Below are 20,598 nucleotides of genomic sequence, written 5' to 3' on the forward strand. Positions count from 1 at the left end.
GCTTTCTGTCAGTTTTGTTCAGTGGTCTTGGGCACCGTTGACGATCGGGAGTTGTGGCGGGATGCGGCCGCTAACATTCACCTCTGCCCGGCCTGGGTCGAGTCGTTCCCAAGGGCCGTTGCCGTTCCACACAGGGTGGGATACCTCTGGCGTGTTTTCCCAATCGTTCCAGTCGTTGACTCGGTGACTACCCGGTGAGGACTGCCAAAAGGTGGTCCCTGCCGGTAACGAGGCAATCGCAATCCATGACATCAGTGATTCTGGGACGCCATAGGGAGTGTCCATGAGGTTGTTCCCATGGAGAGTTGCCTTACCTGTCCGGAGCGTAACGGGGGTGAGCAGAGTTGAAATATCGGACTACCCCACCAACAAGGATGGTTCGGCGAGAGCGAGCGCATCGAAATCAAGATGGGGAATGACGTCGATGGCGCTCTCCCTCCCCATGGCGGAACAACGGCTTTGACCATGGGGTCCAAAAATAACCGCATCAGCTCTTGGGCCTGTTGCTCCACCGGGGCACGGATGTGAGTGGCGCCGTCCAGGCAATCAGCGACTTGGACTACGAACCCACGATCACGCAGTTGTTGGACCGCAAAGTCGAGGCGTCCCTGAAGTTTTTTACTGATTCCAATCGACCCCGCCGTCACTCCAACGATGTCTGCTGGCCTAAGTAACCGAAGGCATCGAATCTCCAACAACTCTACTCGCACGCGCTAAGAGCAGCCTGGGACGACTGGCTTGAGGAAGGTGAGACGACACCGGGAGCGACAGAGAACTTGCACGGGCTCGAGTCGGCAGACACGATGAGAGGTCAAGGCTCAGCTGTCGCCAAGGAACGGCGTCGGCAGGTGCTGTTTGGGACCGAGCCTGCCAGCGGCAGCCCCCTGTGGGCTGCGCGCCATGTCACGGGCCAGAACCTGAGAAATCTGCTGCAAAGTGCCGGGCAGCAGCCCACCCAACGCCCGTGCTGCATATCTCTGCACACGGGACGCCCGGAGCGCCCTGATGAAATCCATGTTCCCCGTGATTAGTGGAGGCGTTTGGGCACCCGCAATACCGAGCAGGTAGTCGGGGCTGACAGCGAAGTGTTCCGACAGCGCCGTCAGCAGCCGAGGGTTTGTAACGACGCGCCCGGTTGCGTCCTTCATATAAAACCATCGGGCCCTGGAAAGGTGCACCCCACGGGCAGTGCACGCCGCCGCAATCTCGTTGAAGGTTACGAGGCTGCCTTTCCGCACGATGCTGGCATCGAGCAGCAGCTGAAGTTTGCGGGACAGCACCAGCTGTTGCGAGGGCTGCTCGGTGCCGAAGAGTTCGCTTGAGCCGGGGTTCATGGGTTCTTCCTGCCCTTTTATTGAGTGGGAGCCTCAGTGCGGCTTGGACCACCAGAGTTCGAGCTGGATGTTATCCGGGTCGCGGAAGACCAGTGCGGCACCGTTGGCCGTGTCCTCGGCGGGGGAGTGAACCACGTCCAGAGCAGCCAGCTGCTTCTGCCAGGCATCCAAGTCGGAGCGTTCGGTGACGCTGAAACCCACATGATCCAGGCCCACGCTCCTGTCGTCGAAACGGCCCACGGGGACCTCACTGTGCTGGTTCAGCCCGATGATCAGCCCCGTGGCCTGGTGCACCAGCACAATCATGATCCGGTTGCCCAAGTCCACCCGCCGCAGCCGTTTCAAACCGAGAACCTTGACGTACCAGTCCGCGCTGGCTTCTGCATCGCTGACGGAAAAATCAATGTGCGACGGCTTGCCAAACGTTGGCATGGCGGCCTCCTCATAGGATCGGACGATCTTGCTCCGAGCCTATCCCTGAGGTTGCCCGGCTGCGATGGGCGGTCTAGAATTGAATCACAGCGGTGCATCTTGATTCAGGATGAGCTTCCATCGATTCCATTCACCAACACCAGAGGGAATAAGGTGCAAGGCAATGCGCACGAGTGACCGAATCCGGCACTATCGTGAGAAGGCCGGATTGACGCAGCGGGGACTTGAAAGTCTGACTGAAATATCGCAGTCCACAATCAACCGGATTGAATCCGGGCGGCGTCCGGTGAAGCCCTACGAGCTGACGGCTATTGCAGAGGCTCTTGGCTGCCCCGAATCAAGCCTGGTTGAACATCATGAAGTTCGCGACCGCATCCAGTGGGCGGCCCGGACAAACTCCACCGCAGTGCCTGATCCCAGCACCGCGAAGGACTTCCTTTTCTATTTGCTTGAAATGGACACCTATCTGAGGGGCGTCCTGCAACCGATTGAGTCCTCTTGAGGGGCCACGACCATGGACAATGAAGCGGTTGCTGCCCATGCGGCAGACAGATTTCGCGAGAAGTATGAACTGGGTGACGCGCCAATTAGCGATCTCAACGACCTGCTTGAGAGCTATGTGGGCATCGATGTGGCCATCGTTCCCATGGAACCGGGGATGGACGGAATGGTTGTGCACGATCCCCACACAGGCCAGCGCATCATTTCAGCGGCCTGCAGCCAATCTCCTGAACGGCAGCGGGCCACGCTGGCGCACGAACTGGGGCACATTGAACTCGGAGACTACGCAGACGGCGGATTGATTCAGTGCCAGGTAAGAACTCCTCAAGAAACTCGCGCCGACGCCTTTGCCCGACACTTGCTGGTCCCCGCCAAAGGCCTCGAGGCCTACCTTGAAGGTCAGGCATTAGCCAAGGGCCAGCTGACAGAAGCTGACATATCCAAAGCCGTAAGATACTTCGCTGTCTCACCTGCACTGCTGCTCATCCAATTGGAAAGGGGTGGATGGCTTGCCAGCGGACAAAAGGAAGCTTGGCGCAGCCTGAGCGTGCCCGGACTGGCCGCCCGCTTTGGGTGGTCCGACGAGCACCGGGCATCCCGGGTGAAATCGGCAACGCAGCAACCACCCATGCGCATAGTTGCCGAAGCCGTCAGAGCCTACGAGAACAACCTTGTGGGCCTTGAAGCCATCGCAACCATTCGAAACATGGACGTGGCAACGTTGCGGGACGAGTTCGAATCCAACGGCATCCGGCCCAAACAAGTGAATCCGCGGCCAAGGAGATTCGGGAGAAACAAGTGATGCTCCCTGGCGCGGCGGGTACGGAACATCATCAGAGCGAGTTGATCGTCCTTGACGCCGGGCCGGTCTTAAACTTCATGGGCAGGAAGGACACCACCAACCTCTACCTGAACTGTCTGAAGAACATGACCGGGAAAATTCTCATGTGGGCACCGTCAGTGACTTCACAACTCACTGGGACTGGCTGAAACGCAATGCGCCACCCGGCATGAGCCTGACCGGTAAGCATCGTGGTGAGATGGTGCTGGTTGCCCATGCTCGACTGCTTCTTGCCCAGGGCAGAGATGTTGTAGCCATGATCGACGACCAGGACGCCATCAAGCTTGCCGAAAAAGCAGGCATCGACACATTTACCACCGTCGAGTTCTTTCAGGAATGCGTCCAACGGAACTTCATCACGACCAAAGCTAGAGTTGAAGCAACTTTATGGGTTCGTATGCACCCAGGACGACGGACTGCTGCCGTTTGCCCGAACAGAGCTGGTACACGAATTCACTTCACCATCTGGTTAGCCCTGGGCCCTCCCAGCTCGCACCGGGTCCGCCAATGTCACACCCTTCCGATACGGTTAATCCATGAACCTCACCGTGGCGCAACTCTCCGAATCCGAGCTTCTGGCCCGCATCTTCCCGCGCCTGCACGCCGGCACCACCACCTTGCTGGGCCCTGGGGATGACGCCGCCATCATCGCCGCCCCGGACGGACGCACCGTCATCTCCATCGACACCCAGGTCCAGGACAAGGACTTCCGCCTCCTCTGGCCCAACGGCAGCACCTCCTCCGGGTTCGACGTCGGCTGGAAGGCCGCCGCCCAAAACCTCTCCGACATCAACGCCATGGGCGCCATTGCCACCGCCATGGTGGTCAGCCTCACCCTGCCAAGTACGACGCCGGTGGGCTGGGTTGAGGACTTCGCCAACGGCCTCAGCGCCGCCATAGTTGCGCTCGGGGCACCCCAGTGTTCGGTAGCTGGTGGGGACTTATCCGGAGGCAGCGAACTGGTGATCACCGTGGCTGTGACGGGCTCCCTTAATGGGCTGGATCCGGTCCTGCGCAGTGGCGCCCAGGTAGGTGACCAGGTGGCCGTGTGTGGAAACATGGGCTTCGCAGCCGCCGGCTGGGCCCTGTGCGAGAGTTCAATTCCCCCGTCCGCGTACACACCCGCCATGGCACAAGCCGCTGCGCTCTTCGCGCGTCCGGTCCCGCCCCTGGCTGCAGGGCCCGTGGCCGCCAAAGCCGGGGCCACCGCCATGATGGACATCTCTGACGGACTGCTGCGTGACGCCGGACGGATCGCGGCCGCGAGCAAGGTCCGCCTCGACTTTGATTCCTCCATGCTGGCGGCCCAGGCAGAAAAACTGATGGAAACCGCCGTCGAACTTAAGGAAAATCCGCTGCAGTGGGTGCTGACCGGCGGGGAAGACCACAGCCTTTTATCCACATTCCCGGCCCGTCAGATCCTCCCGGAAGGCTTCGTTAGGATAGGCTCAGTAGTGTCTGTGGACGCCGCAAAAAGTGCTGTGACCGTGGACGGACAGAATTTTGAAGGCGCCGAAGCAGGCGCCCTGGGATGGGATCATTTTGCAGTCTAAGATCACCGCAACTGCACCCGTAGTCCGCCGCTGGCTGGCCATGGCCGAGCAAACATTGGCCAATCACAGTGACAGGCTCAACGCCATCAACATCTACCCGGTGGCGGATGCGGACACGGGCACCAACTTGTACCTGACGGTCCGTGCAGCCGTTCAGGGACTGGCGGAGCTGGAACCATCTGACGTGGGCACCACCATGGCTGCCGCCGGACGGGCCGCCATGGAACAAGCCAGGGGCAATTCTGGAACGCTCTTCGCCGTCTCGCTGGCAGCCATGGCGGAACCTCTTTTTGATGCGCAGCGCCTCAACGGTCCGCTTCTGGCCTCCGCCTTGCACCGCGCTCAATTGAGGGCTTGGAGCGCGTTGAGTGAGCCCATGCCGGGTACCATTCTTTCGGTGTTGGAAGCGGCTGCCCGGGGTGCGGCCTCCGTGGGATCCGCCATGAACGGCGATGAATCCAACCTAACGTTGGCGCACACCATTGAGAGTGCTGTTAGTGCTGCCCGCGAAGCCGTGGTGCTCACTGAATCCCAGCTGCTTGTGCTCAGCGAGGCTCGCGTAGTGGATGCCGGCGGTGTGGGGTTGCTGTTGATCCTTGACTGCCTGCGATCGGTGATCGTGGGGGAACCCTTGCAAGAAGATTTATTGGACGGGCTTTCCGGCTACAAAGTACAGGATCCCAACATTGCTCTTTCCATGCCGGCGCAGGAGGGTGTTGAAGTCATGTGCACCATCTCCTTGACACCGCTGGCCGCGGCCGGGTTGCGCTTGGAACTTGATGGCATGGGTGATTCCGTCATCATGAGTGCTGTTTCTGAACAGGCTGATCCCACGGGAGCCTACCCGTGGCGGTTGCATGTCCACGTGCCCTCGGCGCCCATGGCGCTGGAAGCCATCCGAGCTGTGGGTGATCCAAGCAATGTGAGTATTTCAGCGTTATCCGCCACGGCTGCCGAGGACTCCCATGAGCTTCTCTGACCTCAGCTCAGCTTTCCCCAACCCGGCTCAAGGCTATACGGATTTAGGCCTTGAACTCTCCAGACTGATCGGCACGCCCTCGGCTAAGTCGGTAGCTAAGAATCTGGAGATTCTCACAGTCGGGCAGATGCTGCACCAATTCCCGCGCCGGTACCTTGCCCGCGGGGACTTGACCGATCTGGACCTCTTGCAGATCGGCGAAGAGGTCACAATCTTGGCCCGCGTGGTAGCCCTCACCACGCGGTATATGCAGACGCGCAAGGGCACCATCAGCGATGTTGTCATCACGGATAACTCCGGACGCCCGGCCTCCTTGGTCATTAGCTTTTTCAACGGTTTCAAAGCCAAAAAAGAACTGCAACCCGGTGTGCTGGCCATGCTCTCCGGAAAAGTGGGGTTCTATGGCGGAAAACAGGTCCTGACCAACCCCGGTTATGTTCTTTTACCGGATGATGAATTGGCAGAGCATGAGGCGGAGCTGCACTCCGCCAAACCCGTGCCCGTCTACCCCGCCACGGCAAAGTTTCCCAGTTGGAAAACCGAAGACATCATCAAAGCGATCCTGCCGGCCCTTGACCTTGAGAAAGTTCCGGACCCCGTACCCAAGCACATTGCCGCCCGCGAGCAGCTTTTGCCCTTGGCGGAGGCCTACGAGCAAATACACCGGCCTGCCGATATGGATATGTGGCCTCTGGCTCGCCATCGTTTTCGCTTTCAGGAGGCCTTGGCCTTGCAAACGGCACTGGCTCAGCGGCGTCTTGAAGCCATGCGTCAGGACGCCACCGGACGCGCTGCCGTCCAGGGCGGCTTGCTGGATGCCTTCGACGCGCAACTTCCGTACACCCTGACCGGCGGTCAGGTGGAGATCGGGGCATTGATCTCCCAGGAAATTGCGGCCGGACACCCCATGCACCGGTTGTTACAAGGAGAAGTGGGCTCTGGCAAGACACTGATTGCGTTGCGTGCCATGCTGCAGGTGGTGGACGCAGGTGGGCAGGCGGCGTTTTTGGCTCCCACCGAAGTGCTGGCCGCCCAACATATGAACTCCATTACGGCGCTCTTGGGGCCCTTCGGTGCGGGGACCCTGCTGGGAGGGCCGAACGCCACACAAGTAACCTTGCTGACGGGATCCATGCCTGCCGCCGCCAAGAAGAAGGCCTTGCTGGCGGCTGCAACCGGTGAAGCAGGCATTGTTATTGGCACGCATGCGCTTTTATCTGATACGGTGCAATTTGCTGATCTGGGCCTGATTGTGGTTGATGAGCAGCACCGTTTCGGTGTGGAGCAGCGTGACGCGCTGCGGGCCAAGGCGCTCAAACCTCCGCACCTGCTGGTCATGACGGCCACGCCCATTCCGCGCACCGTTGCCATGACAGTGTTTGGGGATCTTGAAGTCTCCGAATTGACCGAGTTGCCGGCCGGGCGAACACCCATTCTCACGCATGTGGCACCCTTGGCCGAGCACCCGGGCTGGGAGGCCCGGGTGTGGCAGCGTGCCCGTGAAGAGATCGACGCCGGCCGGCAAGTCTATGTGGTGTGCCCCAAGATCGGGGATGAAGACTCGGCTGGGACGTTGCTGGAGTCAGTGGAGAACAACGCATCCGACACCCGCCCCATGGCTGGGGTACTGGGCGTCTTACAATATTTGCGGACAGTTCCCGCGTTGGCCGGCCAGCGCATTGAAATGTTGCATGGGCGCCTGGACAGTGGCGAGAAACAAGACACCATGGCGGCTTTCACCTCCGGGGAGATCAACGTTTTGGTGGCCACCACGGTCATTGAGGTGGGAGTTGATGTGCGCAATGCAACGCTCATGGTCATCTTGGATGCGGACCGCTTTGGCATGTCTCAACTGCACCAGCTCAGGGGGAGGGTGGGGCGCGGTGAGCACGCCGGCACGGCCCTGTTAGTGACGGGGCTTGAGCATGATCATCCAAGTCGCAAACGGCTGGAGGCAGTGGCCGCCACGATTGATGGTTTTGTGCTGGCCCAGCAAGATTTGCAGATGCGCCGCGAAGGCGACATTCTGGGAGCCAGACAATCCGGGGGAGTCAGCGGGCTGCGGATACTGAGCGTGGTGCGGGACGAGGACTTGATTGGGCGGGCTAGAGAAGATGCCACTGCCATTGTCACCGCGGACCCGGAGCTGGAATTCCACCCCGCACTGAAACTGGAAATTGAAATGTATTTGACGCAAAAAAGTGAGGCTTTCCTTGAACGTGGTTAGAAATACTGGCGCAGTGCGGGCCCTGGCATGAGCCGGATCGTTGCCGGAGCCGCCGGTGGCAGCCCACTGGTCTCAGTACCAGGAGAAGGAACACGGCCCACCACGGACCGGGTCAAGGAAGCCTTGTTTTCGCGGCTGGAATCCATGAACATGCTCGCCGGCACCCGGGTCTTGGATCTGTACGCCGGGTCTGGATCGCTCGGGGTGGAAAGTGCCAGCCGTGGGGCGGCATCTGTTGAACTCATCGAGTTCAATGACAAGGCCGCAGCCGTGTGCCAGCGCAATGCTGAACTGGTTAATAAGGTCATAGGCTCCAAGATTGTCAAAGTTCAACGCGCCAAGGTGGAATTGTTCCTTGACCGGGGCGTTGAAGCCGGTGCGGATCCGTGGGGCCTTGTCTTCATGGACCCGCCCTATCCGCTGACCGAGACGGAGCTGTCCCTGGTACTGGAGTTGCTGGCACCACGTCTGAGTCCTTTCGCCGTGGTGGTGGTGGAGCGTTCGGCGAGGACACCTGAACCTGCCTGGCCAGCTGGCCTGGAGCGCTTCGCTGAGAAAAAGTATGGCGAAACACGGCTTTGGTTCGCCGAACCCGCCGCTGCTGGAGACTGAAAGCCTGCTGCCGGCTGGAAGTGAACATTAGAAATGTGTGAGCTTTGACATGCGGCTCTTTTGTGCTGAAAAATGTCTTCCGGCCCGGACGCTCGGGGCGGCCTGCTGACGGCGTGTTGCCCGTGTTCAAGCGGAAGTGCCCTCCCGGCGGTGGCAGGCAGCAGCCAGATTCGCTGCTCGCGCTAGGGCGTGGGAGGAACCGGCAAATGCGCTCAATTATGAGAGAAACCGCCCAATTTGGTGTTCTGGTGAATTTGTTAGCCGATGCAGGTGGGCAATCATGAAGACATGACCACTACGCACAACACAGCAAAAAAATACTCCATGAGCACACTTGCTGGAGCTTCCCTTCTCCTGCTGGGGCTCTCTCTTGCCGGCTGCTCCACGAGCACCCCGGAAGCAACCACAGAGACCTCAAACAGCACTTCCTCCACCCAAGGTGGCGCTGAGGCGGCCGTTGACGTTCAAACTCCCGCCTCCACCGCGGCCACCCCGTCCGCCACGCCCAGCGAGAAGGCCAGCGAGAAGGCTGGAGCACAAGGACGCACAGTAACCATGCATGTTGAGGGCGCCAAGAGCGATGCCCTGGTCAAGGCTCTTGTAGTCACCGACGATGGGAAGGAAAGCGGTGGTGAGATGACCAGCCAAAAGCTGCCGTTCGATCAGGAAGTAACCCTGCCTGCCGGTGCCGCTTTCACCAAGGTTCTAGTCCTTGGCAAGTATGCTTCCGGTGCCACCGGCGAAATTTCGTGCTCCATCAGCATCGATGGTGTCAACGTCTCCAGCCAGAGCTCCACCAACCACAAGCCGGCCGAGTGCTTGTTTGTTGAGAAGAACACCAAGTAACACTGATGTGGCCGCAGCGCGTTAAGCCAGAGTTGTAATGCAACACTGAGATAATGGAGCACTGAGACAATGGAGCGCAGAAGGGCTCCCGCCCGGAACAGCTAAGAGATATGAGGTGAGCATGACAGATCCCCTTGCAGCTGATGTTGAGCCGGAAATTGTTAGGTACGGGGACGCTGGCCCGCAATTCGTGGAACTTTGGGCGCCACCGGTTGAAACGCCCAAGGGATACGCCATCCTTATTCACGGCGGTTATTGGCGCTCATTATGGGACACCACGCTCATGCTTCCCCTGGCCTACGATCTACTGGCTCGCGGCTGGGCTGTGGCGAACCTCGAATATCGAAGTGTTGGCAATGGCGGTGGCTGGCCAGTAACACTCCAGGACGTCCACGCTGGCATCCAGTGCGCCAAGGATGAACGCCCTCAGTGGTGCGCCGCGGGTGCGGTGGTCAGCATAGGCCATTCGGCGGGCGGTCAACTGGCGCTTCTTGCCGCTCACCTTGTAGATGCCGTGGTGGCGCTGGCGCCAGTGACTGACGTGCGGCGCGTCGACGCCGAAGAGTTGGATGACAATGCCGCGCTCGGCTTCATGGGCGCTCACTATGCTGACATGCCGGACGCGTACGGCTTGGCCTCACCGATCAGCCAGCTGCCTCTTGAACGGCCCATCCTCGTGGTACACGGGGATGTTGATGTGTGGGTCCCGGAAGGTCACTCGGAAGACTTTGTCCAAGCGGCTGTGGCCGCTGGCGATGATATAGATTTCCAGAAGATTCCAGGTCTGGATCATAGGGCTGCCATAGACCCGGCTGCGGCGCATTGGGATGGCACTGTGCGGTGGATGGAACAGACGAAGGACTTGCTGGCCAACGCATGAGAATTGCTGATCTGTTGGAATAGTCCAATGCCCTGCCCGCCCGGCCAATCGGAGGGGAGGCACTCTTCTGGCAATCCCGGGTCGAGATAAGGGATCTTGCGCCACAGGTCAATCATGGTGACATAGGTGGCAAACGCCTCAGCATCGGCGCCCACCTCCTCTGTAGCGACGTGTTCGTGGAACTTGATAAAGTCTCGGTGCAGGGTTGCAACCGCGTCCAAGTCCCACCATGTGGCAACTACCTCGCGTAGATTTCCGGTTACCTGCGGGCGCGAGGTGGTGAATAGCACCGCCCGCTCGCCCAGATCCAAAGATTCGAGGATCTCTTGGATTTCCTGACTAAGATACTCCGGAGCTATCCACAGGCCTGGGGAGACCATCCCGCACCCAATCCAATGCAATTGCCGGCGCAATTGATGCCGGCGTTCGCGTTCGGACTCTGGGAGGGAAAAGGAGAGCAGGCACCACGGGTCCTGCGCATCCATGGAGCGGGGGTTATGGATGCGCCTGTCGCCTCGCTCCAGCATGCGTGCCGCGCGTGAATCCACCTCATACCCAGCCACCCCGCTCCGTTCGGCGGCAACTACCACGCCCTTTTTTCGCAGGCGTGTTAAGGCAGTCCGGGTCAGGGTTGCTGGAATCTGCAGCGCGTTCATCAACTCAAGGATGGACGTGGTTGACATCCATCCCCCTGCGTCCCTGAGGTACAAGCCGATGACTGTGCGCAAGAGGGAAGCGGTGCTTCCCGGCCTTGAATCCATGTCATCGAGGACCGCCGTCACGTCAGTGATACCAAGACTTCCCTGATTGCTTGGATCCCGGCCTGAACCTCGGCAAAACTGGTACTGAGCGGGGAGAGGCCAATGCGTAATCCGTGCGGTGGGCGGAAGTCTGGAATCACTCCCTGCTCCCACAGGCGGGCTGTGACTTCGCCGAAGAGCGGATGGTTCACGCTCACATGAGATCCGCGGCGGTCAGGGTCTCGAGGACTGGCAACTTCGGCACCGAGTGGCACCAACAGTTCCTCGGCCAAGGCCAGTGCATGCTCGGTCAGTGCTATTGATTTCTCGCGTATGGCATCCATGCCGACCTCGGCAATGAGCTCGGTCATGTCCTTGAGCGGCTGCATGGCCAGGATGGGGGGAGTGCCGGTAATGAACCGTCGCACAGTGGCAGCAGGCTCAAAGTTGGCTGACATCCCGAAGGGATCTGCCGCACCCATCCAGCCCCAGATAGGCTGCCGCAGCGAGGAGAGCAGCGAGCTGTTGACGTAGGCCAGCGCGGGTGCGCCGGGGCCGCCGTTGAGGTACTTGTAGGTGCAACCCACGGCAAGGTCCACTCCCCATGCGTCAAGTTCCAAGGGGACAGCGCCAATGGAATGGCTAATATCCCACATCATCAACCCGCCAGCGGCTTTGACCATGCTGGTGATAGTTGGAGCATCGGCCAGGAAACCCGAACGGTAGGCAACATGGCTGAGCAGCACCACGGCAGTGCGCGGCCCAATGACGGTGCCAACATCCTCGGCAGTGACACCGGTCAGGGGATCTGGATCGATCCAAACAATCTCCGCGTCACGTTCGGCGGCGATCCCTTCAACTATGAATCGGTCGGTAGGGAAGTTATCGCGATCAATGACGATCTGATTCCGGCCCGGCTGCCCATCCAGCCCTGCGCGCAACAGCTTATAGAGCAATACGGATGTTGAATCCCCTATAAAACTCTGTCCGGGTGCTGCGCCCAGAACAACCTCGCCCAGCCGGTCGCCCACAGCGGTGGGCTCATCCATCCACTTCTCATCCCAGGATCTAATGAGAGAAGTGCCCCACTCTCCCTGGACAAAAGCAGCAAGATTACCGGCCGTGACACGCAGCGGCCGGCCCAGTGAATTTCCGTCCAGGTAGGCAATGACAGAGCCACCTTCGGGCTCAACAAAGTAATCGCGGTAGGGTGCCAGCCTGTCCTTGGCATCTAGCTGTGCGCTGGTGGGAGGGGAAAGTTCCGGGCTCTTGATCATCGGGTGTCCTAGGGGAGGAGGGGAATCAGTGCAAAGAGGAATGGAAGTCAGAAGTGGAGAAAGTGTGATGAGGAAACTGTGACGCTATTTGCCGATTTCTGTGCGGACCGCGAAGAGTTCGGGGAAAAACGTCAGGTCCAGGGCGCGCTTGAGGAAATCCACTCCGGAGGACCCGCCGGTGCCGGGCTTGAAGCCAATGGTCCGTTTGACCACGCTCATGTGGCGGAATCGCCAGGCTTGGAAGTTGTCCTCAAGGTCCACTAAGTCCTCACAAGCTTGGTAGAAACTCCACTGCGTAGTGTCCGACTCATAGATTTGTTTGAATACGGGCACCAGCGCTTCCTGAAATACCCATGCTTCGCTGACGTCTCGTTGAAGAATGCGCTCCGGGATGGCGTAGCCGCTACGAGCCAGTGCGTGCAGGAAGGCGTCGTAGACGGTGGGTTCCGCCAGGACGGTGGAGAGGAGTTTGTGGGCCTCCGGATCAGACTCAAAGACCTTGAGCATGCCGCGGTGTTTATTGCCCAAGATGAACTCCACTGCCCGGTACTGGAAGGACTGGAAGCCGGAGGATGAGCCCAGCGAACCGCGGAATTGTGCGTACTCACGGGGAGTGAGGGTGGCCAGAACCGACCACTGCTCGGTGAGTGTCTTCTGGATATGTTTGACCCGGGCCAGACACTTCAGGGCTTTGCCGATCTCGTTATTGTCCATCAAACGCCGGCACTCAATGAGTTCGTGCAGGACAAGCTTGAGCCACAGTTCGCTGGTCTGGTGCTGGATGATGAACAGCAACTCATCGTGGTGTTCCGGGGAGCTCACAGGGTGCTGGGCCGAGAGCAGGGCATCCAGATCAAGGTAGCTACCGTAAGACATGGTGGCGTTGAAGTCCGTGCGGATAGTGCCTTCGATCTCGCGGACGCCTTCGGGGGTCTGTGCGTGGGGGCAGCTCATCTAAAGACTGTATCACTATGATGACGAGCGTCAAGAAGCTGAAATAGTGAATCGGAATGTGGGTGGTGAGGTGTTTTGAGAAGAATGGTGAGGCCCCGGCCAGCACTGGCATAAATACGATGGGCGGCACACTGCCAGCGCCAAGGAATGGCGAGTATTTTTGAGAGTGGGAAACTTTCTTGGCACCAGATGTTGCCCGCCACTGTTTGACCACAACTTCATCTTGAGGCCGTGAGATCCTCCCTAGTGGGACAAGGGGTACCGCTGCGACCGTTCCTTCTCTTGAAAGGATGCAGCTCATGCAATATCTGATCCCATTCATCCCGGTCCTGGCTGTGATTGTTGCGCTGGTTGTGCTGGGACTGTTGGTCCGTGGGGCCGTAAAGCTGATATGGCAGGTGGCCGAACCCAACGAGGCTCTGATCATTTCCGGTTTCACCCGCGGCAATGTAGGCACCGCAGAGGGCATGGATTTCAAGATTGTCACCGGCACGGGTGCGTTTGTCATCCCGGGGCTGCAAACCGTCCGGGCGCTTTCGCTGACACTGAATGAGACTGAACTCCAGGTCAATTGCGTCACCTCGCAAGGGATCCAGGTGGTGGTCCAGGGCGTTGTCATCTTCAAGATCGGAGATTCCACGCCGTTCATCGCCAATGCGGCCCGGCGCTTCCTCGGCCAGCAGGCCAAAATGGAGAGCCAGGTCTACAACGTATTTGAGGGCCACCTGCGTTCGATCATCGGCTCCATGACCATGGAGGAAATCATCCGGGAGCGCGACAAGCTCGCATCTCAGGTGCGCAGCGCCAGCGGCATTGAAATGGAAAAGCTGGGCCTGGTGGTTGACTCCCTACAGATCAAGGACCTAGAAGACCCTACCGGCTACATCCAAAACCTGGCGAAGCCGCACATTGCCCAGGTCCAGATGGAGGCCAGGATCGCGGAGGCCACCCGCAACAGGGAGGCTGCAGAAAAGGAGGCCGAGGCCGCATCCCTGATCGCGGATGCCCAAAGCATCTCCGCCATCCGGCAGTCGGCAGCAGCAGCCAACGCTCAAACTGCTCAGGCCAACGCCGCTCAGGCGGGCCCTCTGGCGGACGCCACGGCACGCCAGCAAGTAGTGGTCCAGGAAACTGAAGTTGCCAAGCTCGAGGCTGACAGGGAGGAGCAAAAGCTACAAACCTCCGTCCGCAAACCCGCTGACGCCAAGGCTTACGCCCAGCGGACCGAGGCCGAGGCGCAGAAGGCTGCCGATATCAGCGCCGCCGAAGCCCGGGCCAAGAAGACGGAACTAGAGGCACAGGCAAACGCCACGGCGGCCGCGGCCATGGCCGGGGCCACCCGCGTCACGGGGGAAGCCGAGGCCGCGGCGACGAAGGCACGCGGGGAGGCAGCGGCGTCGGCCATCAAGGCCAAAGCACTGGCTGAAGCGGACGGGATCAAGGCCCGGGCCGAAGCCTTGGGCACCAATCAGGAAGCCGTCATCAGCCAGCAGCTGGCCGAAAACATGCCAGCAATTGTGGCCGCGGCGGCAGAACCATTCGCCCACGTGGGCCAGCTGACAGTCCTCAACGGCGGCGAAGGCGTCAACAACATGGTGGGTGGCATCCTGGCCCAGGTAGGGAACTACCTTCCGGCGTTGACGGATGCCTTGCGGGAATCGAACGGGCCCAGGACAGCGAAATCATCCCCACAGCAGGTGCCGCAGCGCCCGGAGGGGGAGGCACATGCGCAGTGAGCTTGATAGGTCCCTGACGGGAAAGATCGGCAGGGTCAGCGGTGGGGTGGGGCCGGACACGCTGGGGGAAGTCATGCTGGAGGTGCGCGGGGGCACGGCAGCGTATTTGGCCCGGCCCTACGACGGTTCCAGCATGTACGCCGTGGGGGAGCGGGTGCTGGTCATGTATTTGGAGCCGCCGCAGACGGTTTACGTTGAGGAGTTGCCCGAGTTTCTGCAGCGTCCCACGTAGGGTGGGAGGAAAATTGCAGGACTACTTTCGTGAAGGACTTTTTCGTGGAGCAACTTCGGGTCGGTTTGATCGGTGCCGGCGGCATTGCTGGTGTCCATATTGCCGGATGGCAGCAACTGGGTGCCCAGGTGAGCGTGTATTCGCGCTCCGGTGCGGCCGGGCTGGTGGCACGGTATGCCATCAAGGAAGTTCACAGTCTTGAGGATCTGTTCCAGGCCTCCGATCTCATCAGTATCCTCACGCCCACGCCCTCGCATCACGGCTATGCCATGGCCGCGATCGCCGCCGGCAAGGATGTTATTTGTGAGAAGCCGCTAGCGGAAAATGCTGCCCGAGCGGCAGAGATTCTCCGCGCCGCCCGGGCTGCCGGGACACGGCTATTCCCAGCCCACGTGGTGCGCTTTTTCCCGGAGTATGCCGCTGCCAAGGCCGCCGTGGAGGCCGCGAGGCGTGCAGGGGGTGCTGAGGCTGCCAGCGAACCCGCTGTCCTGGCACTGAGCCGCTCCAGTGCGGGCCCAGCCGAAGGCTCATGGTTCTACAACGAGGACTTAGGTGGCGGGATTATCAGAGACCAGATGATTCATGACATTGACCAGGCCTGCTGGCTAGCCGGTGAAGTGATCAGCGTCGAGGCCTATCAGAATCCGCCCAGTGTTGAGTCAATGGTGCCCCGGCCTGTGCGAGCTCAGGTGATTTTGAAGCACCGCAATGGTGCGCTTAGTACATTGCACGGCGAATGGGGCATGGACGGCCTCCCCTTTAGCACCAGCGTCAGCATCGAGGCGGCCAACGGTGGCACCATCTTCGCCTGGCCGGAGGGGGATATGGTGCCCGCGTCGGTGAATGAACCCGGGGACTACCTGCCAGTTCAGGATGTGGTGAACAGCCCGTACACCCTGCAAAATGCGGAGTTTGCCGCGGCCCGCGCCTCTGGGGAGCCGGCTCGTGTCTCCCCGTACGACGGCGTCATGGCGGTTGCGCTGACGGATGCCGCTTATGCGTCAATTGCGCTGGGCAGGGCTGTGGAGTTCTCGGCGGCAGCGGTGCAGGCGTTGGTGGAGCAGCCCTAGCCACCCCGCCTTGCGTCTCCTTCTGGACGCTCCCCGCTTTCGGGGCGGTAGGAGATTGACCGTTGACATGAACTAAGTATTCGGCATAAGTTCGGGGCATTGCACCCTTGCCGAGTTAAGGCTGGAATCATGCGTCTGCGGTCCTTTTCAGTTCTCCTTGTCCTCAGTTTTTTGACCGGATACTCACTGACTGGATGCAGCGGCACGCCCTCTGGTGAGATGGCCGGGGATCCGACTGGAGATAGTCAGCTGAGCAACGGCGGCAACGGTACCGGTGGTGGTGGCGTAAGTGCCACGGACATTGTTGTCCTAGAACCCGTCCCCGACGTAGACATCCGAACGGTCGACTTGAACAACGTTATGTGGCTGTTCTCTAACGAAGGTTTGAGCGTTCCGTACGAAGTAAAGATTGTGAATGGCGCCGCCGTGGTTGATGAAAACGGGTTCCCCGCCAACTACGCCGTCAAGGATGTGAGCTACGGAGATATTGACGGTGACGGTGACGAGGATGCAGTGGCATCGATCGTCCGCACACAAGACAATGGCTACAAAGTGCTCTGGTATGTGTGGCTGGCCCAAGGTGCTGAGGCGGTACAGCTCCAATACCCTGTAGCTCAAACCAGCAGATGCGGCACATTGGTGGAATCCTTGGTTTTCGGGGACGGTGCGCTCAACATCACCGAGTATCTCCGGATTCAGGGAAAAGATGACAGCGTCCCGTGCTCCGACCATGGCACGGGTCTGAATAAGCGCTCTATCACTGTTTATACCGAGGGCGCGGAGTCGTGGCCGGTTCAGAGCGCTCCTGTTGCCGCATGGGGCGGGCTTTGTCCGCAGACACGGTGGGACGAGACCTCACCTGGTGTACAAGATCTGTGGGCTGCGCCTTCTAAAGATTCCCCGGTTACCGCGACTGCAGGGCCTGACGGCGGAGCAATGTTTGAACTGCGGCAGGCACCGCTCGTGCAGCGTGATGGGTGGGTCCTGATTGGCGTTAAGCTCGCCGGGATGGCCGATGATCGCGGCGCCACACAGTTGCAGTGTGCTTGGGGCGCGAGCTGACCTTGCCTGGGTGCTTTAGTTGCTGGATTGAATCTCAGGATTGACCCGGTGCTGAACAAGATGAGCGACATCGCGATGGGCGGACGTTGCACAAGAATAAAAATCCGATGGAATACAGTCCAGTAACTGTGGTGCTGGACAGGCCCCCCAACAGTGTTCCATTCCAGGGGAGCCTGCCCATGGAGTGGTAAGACAGGCCGTGTAACGGTACTCTCTCGCTAGGCGCAGCCGCGGGAGGGCTTGCTGGGTGCGGCGTGGGGGATTGAAAACCTGACGTTGACAGGCCCACGGGGCTGTCATAAGTTCAGGACACTGCACACTTGCCGAGCCAAAGGCTTCAATTATGCGTACCCGGACTGCAATCATTGCGCTCACTCTTGGAGCTATGGCATTTTCCTCACTGACGGCCTGCACTAGCGGGACTGCAGAAAAATCAGGGGGTGGGGGAGAAACGGGCGGAGCTACCATCGGCACTACCCCAACGAGCCTGGCTGGCACTGAACCTTCAGCCTTTTCAACGCCCCCCGCTGCAACGGCCTCCAGCGCAGTGGATATTAGGAGCGTTGATCTGGCCAACACCACGTGGCTGTATTCTTTCCGCGGATTTCAGTTGCCATACCAGGTGAAGTTGGTCAACGGAGAGGCAACGAGGAATCCAGGGGAGTTTTCCAGCTCTTTCAAGCTTGGCCAGGTGGTCTACGGAGATGTTGACGGGGATGGTGATGAGGATGCTGTGGCTCAGCTCAATGGTGTGACGCCTGAGGGTGGTAGAGGCCTTTGGTACATCTGGATCGCTGATGTGTCCGGGGCTGTGCAGCTGAAATATCCCATAGCTGAAACCAGCTGTTACGCGTTAGTCCTGCCGCCGGAGATCACCGATGGGGCCATCAATCTGACCGAGTACCTGCACATTCCTGGAGTTGATAACAAAATTCCATGCTCTGAGCCGGGTACGGACTTGAAGAAACGAACCATTACTGTCATCACAGATAGCACAGGATCAACAGATGGCTCCGGACCAGAGATGTGGCCGGTACAGACGGCCCCGGTTGTCGCTTGGGGTGGCATGTGCCCTGGACCAGCAAATCCTGACGCTACACCAGGTCTAGTCGATCTGTGGGCGAGTCCGTCCAAGACTGCCCAGGTGGCTGCCACTACCGAACAGGACGGCGAAATTTTTGAGCAACTCGGCTCTCCCTCAGACTCTCCCTTAGTAGAACGTGAGGGATGGAGCCTAGTGGGCTTCAGAATATTCGGTGTCAAATCGGATCTTGGCGGCAAGGATATGGCCTGCGCGTGGGCGCCCCAGTGACGTGAGGCTTGGCAGGGGAGACGGCTAGGTGGTCAGCTCATCCACGTCAGTTCCAGCTAAAACCGTTGCCGGGTGCGGGCCCGCCGCCACAAGAGCCTGAGACCACGCTTCGGGCCACGGCTGGTTCCGTCCCAGCAAGATGATATTGCCCGGATAGCGGCGGCTAAATAGCATGCTCGTACCATAAGCTGCCACGTTGCTCATGGCCCCCTGCATGGCCTTCGTTTGGCTCGTGACCAGTGTGAAACCGGGCTCGTCACCCACATTGACCGCGAGCACCCCTCCCGGTGCCAGACGTGCTGCGGCTTCTCGGTAGAAATCTGCGCAGGCGAGGTGGGCAGGTGCCTCGGGGCCGCTGAAAATGTCCAAGATGATGACATCGAACCTCAGCTCCAGAGGCAGGGCCGCCATCTCCTCCCGAGCGTCACCTACGTGGGTGTTTAAGACAGTGCCCGCGGGCAGCGGCAAGGCTTCCATAACAAAGTCCAGCAGTCCCCGTTCCAGTTCAACGGCGTGCTGCACAGATCCGGGCCGGGTGGCTTGGATGTAGCGTGCCAACGTGAGGGCACCGGCGCCCAGGTGCAGCGCCGTGATGTGCTCACCGGCGGGTTTGACCAGATCAATGGCATTGGCAATGCGTCGCAGGTATTCGTAGAACACTTCATGCGGTGCAACAAGGTTTACGTGCGACTGCTCCGCGCCATCAATACTCAGAACGAAAGCATGATCGTGCCAAGGATCGGGTTCGATGGTGGCATGGACGCCGCTGGTGCGCAGGAAACGGCTAGGTATCGCCATTAGAGCTTGTCTTTCAAGGTGGCGAGGCGTTCGGCAGCCTGCTCCAGCAAAGGCTCCTGCTTGCAGAATGCGAAGCGCAAAAGGGAACGGGTGCGGTGGGCGCCCTCGGGGTGGCAGAACACCGGGACGGGAATGGCGGCCACGCCAATGAGCTTCGGAAGCCGGCGTGCCAGTGCGGTGGCGTCGGTGATGCCCAGCTTTTGAGTATCGGCGTTGATGAAGTACGTGCCCTGTGGCAGGTAGACATCTAAGCCCGCTGCACGGAGTCCTTCGGCGAGGATGTCACGTTTGCGGGCAAGCGTTGCCGCCGCGTCCGTGAAGAAAGTATCCTCCATCCGCAGGCCGGCGGCAATGGCACCCTGGAAGGGCGTACCGGAGGAATAGCTCAGGAACTGCTTGACGGTGCGGGCCGCAGCCACCAGCTCCGCCGGGCCAGAGAGCCACCCAATCTTCCAGCCTGTAAAGGAGAAGGTCTTCCCGGCAGAGGAAATGGTGAGCGTACGGGCGGCGGCGCCGGGGAGCGTGGCTACGGGTATGTGACGGGTACCGAACGTGAGGTGCTCATAGACCTCATCGGTGAGGATGACGGCGTCGTACTTGATGGCGAGGCGGACCACTTCGGCCAGCACCTCCACGGGGAACATGGCACCGGTGGGGTTGTGCGGGTTGTTGAGGATAACCAACTTGGTACGAGGGCTGAAAGAATTTTCCAGCGTTGCCAAATCCGGCATGAAGTCTGGTGCCAGCAGCGCCGCGGTGGTGTGGGTGGCGCCGGAGAGCCCGATCATGGCGCCGTAGGAATCATAGAAGGGCTCAAAAGTGAGAACCTCATCGCCCGGGCCCGTCAACGCCAAAACTGCGGCGGCGATGGCCTCGGTGGCGCCGGTGGTGATTATGACCTCGTGCTCCGGGTCTAGGGAAATGCCGTAGAAGCGGTCCTGGTGCTCGGCAACTGCCCGGCGCAAATCGAGGATGCCCTTGCCCGGTGCGTACTGGTTATTGCCTGTGGCGATGGCTTCCTGGGCGAGCTTGCTCAACTCGGCAGGGCCGTCCTCATCGGGGAAGCCCTGACCCAAATTGATGGCTTGGTGATGGTTGGCGAGGGTGGTGATTTCCTCGAAGATGGTCACGCCAAGGGAACCGTCAGGGCCCAGCAGGTTGGCGCCTTGCGCGGTTCGGTGCCAGGGCGTGCTCATGGGTGCTCCTAAAGTA

23 protein-coding genes are annotated in these 20,598 nt (G+C 60.0%); 13 read left to right on the plus strand and 10 right to left on the minus strand.

What is annotated here, in order from left to right:
* Positions 1–18: 18 nt before the first annotated feature.
* From RY113_RS02515 to RY113_RS02525, 4 genes are all read right to left on the minus strand, one after another.
* Complete coding sequence (locus RY113_RS02515) at positions 19–285, minus strand: hypothetical protein (RefSeq protein WP_315913187.1); 267 nt, start codon at positions 283–285, stop codon at positions 19–21.
* Positions 252–710 (minus strand): LD-carboxypeptidase, encoded by a 459-nt coding sequence (locus tag RY113_RS18470; protein WP_396334187.1) that lies wholly within the window; start codon positions 708–710, stop codon positions 252–254. The genes RY113_RS02515 and RY113_RS18470 overlap by 34 nt, the downstream gene beginning before the upstream one ends.
* A gap of 108 nt (positions 711–818) precedes the next feature.
* Positions 819–1,334, minus strand: a complete 516-nt coding sequence (locus RY113_RS02520; protein ID WP_315913188.1) for a hypothetical protein — start codon at positions 1,332–1,334, stop codon at positions 819–821.
* A 33-nt stretch (positions 1,335–1,367) separates the two neighbouring features.
* Positions 1,368–1,766, minus strand: a complete 399-nt coding sequence (locus RY113_RS02525; protein WP_315913189.1) for a VOC family protein — start codon at positions 1,764–1,766, stop codon at positions 1,368–1,370.
* Between the two features lie 163 nt (positions 1,767–1,929).
* On the opposite strand from RY113_RS02525, the gene RY113_RS02530 reads away from it, so the two are divergent.
* Positions 1,930–2,268: a helix-turn-helix domain-containing protein gene (locus tag RY113_RS02530; RefSeq protein WP_170121014.1), complete on the plus strand. Its 339-nt coding sequence runs from the start codon at positions 1,930–1,932 to the stop codon at positions 2,266–2,268.
* A 12-nt stretch (positions 2,269–2,280) separates the two neighbouring features.
* A complete protein-coding gene (locus RY113_RS02535) occupies positions 2,281–3,069 on the plus strand; it encodes an ImmA/IrrE family metallo-endopeptidase (RefSeq protein WP_315913190.1) in 789 nt (262 codons plus the stop codon).
* Positions 3,070–3,172: 103 nt separating this feature from the next.
* On the opposite strand, the gene RY113_RS02540 is transcribed toward RY113_RS02535, so the two are convergent.
* The gene (locus RY113_RS02540) at positions 3,173–3,454 is read right to left on the minus strand and encodes a hypothetical protein (RefSeq protein ID WP_315913191.1); all 282 of its coding nucleotides are present in this window, start codon (positions 3,452–3,454) and stop codon (positions 3,173–3,175) included.
* A gap of 190 nt (positions 3,455–3,644) precedes the next feature.
* On the opposite strand from RY113_RS02540, the gene RY113_RS02545 reads away from it, so the two are divergent.
* The 6 genes from RY113_RS02545 to RY113_RS02570 all read left to right on the plus strand — a co-directional run bounded on the left by RY113_RS02545 (position 3,645) and on the right by RY113_RS02570 (position 10,205).
* A complete protein-coding gene (locus RY113_RS02545) occupies positions 3,645–4,661 on the plus strand; it encodes a thiamine-phosphate kinase (RefSeq protein WP_315913192.1) in 1,017 nt (338 codons plus the stop codon).
* Between the two features lie 40 nt (positions 4,662–4,701).
* Entirely contained in the window at positions 4,702–5,640 is a 939-nt protein-coding gene (locus RY113_RS02550; protein ID WP_315913378.1) for a DAK2 domain-containing protein, read from the plus strand.
* Positions 5,627–7,867: an ATP-dependent DNA helicase RecG gene (locus RY113_RS02555; RefSeq protein WP_315913193.1), complete on the plus strand. Its 2,241-nt coding sequence runs from the start codon at positions 5,627–5,629 to the stop codon at positions 7,865–7,867. The genes RY113_RS02550 and RY113_RS02555 overlap by 14 nt, the downstream gene beginning before the upstream one ends.
* Before the next feature lie 27 nt (positions 7,868–7,894).
* On the plus strand, positions 7,895–8,479 hold the full coding sequence (gene rsmD, locus RY113_RS02560) for a 16S rRNA (guanine(966)-N(2))-methyltransferase RsmD (protein ID WP_315913194.1): 585 nt from the start codon (positions 7,895–7,897) through the stop codon (positions 8,477–8,479).
* A 324-nt stretch (positions 8,480–8,803) separates the two neighbouring features.
* Entirely contained in the window at positions 8,804–9,325 is a 522-nt protein-coding gene (locus RY113_RS02565; RefSeq protein WP_315913195.1) for a hypothetical protein, read from the plus strand.
* 121 nt (positions 9,326–9,446) lie between these two features.
* Entirely contained in the window at positions 9,447–10,205 is a 759-nt protein-coding gene (locus RY113_RS02570) for an alpha/beta hydrolase (RefSeq protein ID WP_315913196.1), read from the plus strand.
* On the opposite strand, the gene RY113_RS02575 is transcribed toward RY113_RS02570, so the two are convergent.
* From RY113_RS02575 to RY113_RS02585, 3 genes are all read right to left on the minus strand, one after another.
* Positions 10,115–10,966: a PaaX family transcriptional regulator C-terminal domain-containing protein gene (locus RY113_RS02575; protein ID WP_315913380.1), complete on the minus strand. Its 852-nt coding sequence runs from the start codon at positions 10,964–10,966 to the stop codon at positions 10,115–10,117. The genes RY113_RS02570 and RY113_RS02575 overlap by 91 nt on opposite strands.
* Positions 10,967–10,983: 17 nt before the next feature.
* Entirely contained in the window at positions 10,984–12,222 is a 1,239-nt protein-coding gene (locus RY113_RS02580) for an aminotransferase class V-fold PLP-dependent enzyme (protein WP_315913197.1), read from the minus strand.
* Positions 12,223–12,306: 84 nt separating this feature from the next.
* Entirely contained in the window at positions 12,307–13,176 is an 870-nt protein-coding gene (locus RY113_RS02585) for a tryptophan 2,3-dioxygenase family protein (RefSeq protein ID WP_315913198.1), read from the minus strand.
* A gap of 299 nt (positions 13,177–13,475) precedes the next feature.
* On the opposite strand from RY113_RS02585, the gene RY113_RS02590 reads away from it, so the two are divergent.
* From RY113_RS02590 to RY113_RS02610, 5 genes are all read left to right on the plus strand, one after another.
* Positions 13,476–14,912, plus strand: a complete 1,437-nt coding sequence (locus tag RY113_RS02590; protein WP_315913199.1) for an SPFH domain-containing protein — start codon at positions 13,476–13,478, stop codon at positions 14,910–14,912.
* On the plus strand, positions 14,902–15,144 hold the full coding sequence (locus tag RY113_RS02595) for a hypothetical protein (protein WP_110107486.1): 243 nt from the start codon (positions 14,902–14,904) through the stop codon (positions 15,142–15,144). The genes RY113_RS02590 and RY113_RS02595 overlap by 11 nt, the downstream gene beginning before the upstream one ends.
* A 29-nt stretch (positions 15,145–15,173) precedes the next feature.
* Positions 15,174–16,214: a Gfo/Idh/MocA family oxidoreductase gene (locus RY113_RS02600; protein ID WP_315913200.1), complete on the plus strand. Its 1,041-nt coding sequence runs from the start codon at positions 15,174–15,176 to the stop codon at positions 16,212–16,214.
* A 129-nt stretch (positions 16,215–16,343) separates the two neighbouring features.
* On the plus strand, positions 16,344–17,276 hold the full coding sequence (locus RY113_RS02605; protein WP_315913201.1) for a hypothetical protein: 933 nt from the start codon (positions 16,344–16,346) through the stop codon (positions 17,274–17,276).
* Between the two features lie 343 nt (positions 17,277–17,619).
* Positions 17,620–18,588, plus strand: coding sequence for a hypothetical protein (locus tag RY113_RS02610; RefSeq protein WP_315913202.1), 969 nt, complete (start codon positions 17,620–17,622; stop codon positions 18,586–18,588).
* 24 nt (positions 18,589–18,612) lie between these two features.
* Here RY113_RS02610 and RY113_RS02615 read toward each other — a convergent pair whose 3' ends face one another.
* Together RY113_RS02615 and RY113_RS02620 are read right to left on the minus strand one after the other, a co-directional pair.
* A complete protein-coding gene (locus tag RY113_RS02615) occupies positions 18,613–19,386 on the minus strand; it encodes a fused MFS/spermidine synthase (RefSeq protein WP_315913203.1) in 774 nt (257 codons plus the stop codon).
* A complete protein-coding gene (locus RY113_RS02620) occupies positions 19,386–20,582 on the minus strand; it encodes an aminotransferase class I/II-fold pyridoxal phosphate-dependent enzyme (RefSeq protein ID WP_110107317.1) in 1,197 nt (398 codons plus the stop codon). The genes RY113_RS02615 and RY113_RS02620 overlap by 1 nt, the downstream gene beginning before the upstream one ends.
* Positions 20,583–20,598: the final 16 nt, after the last annotated feature.

Origin of the sequence: Arthrobacter sp. lap29 (genome assembly GCF_032458965.1) — a bacterium.
In the GTDB taxonomy this organism is placed as follows: Bacteria; Actinomycetota; Actinomycetes; order Actinomycetales; family Micrococcaceae; genus Specibacter; species Specibacter psychrochitiniphilus.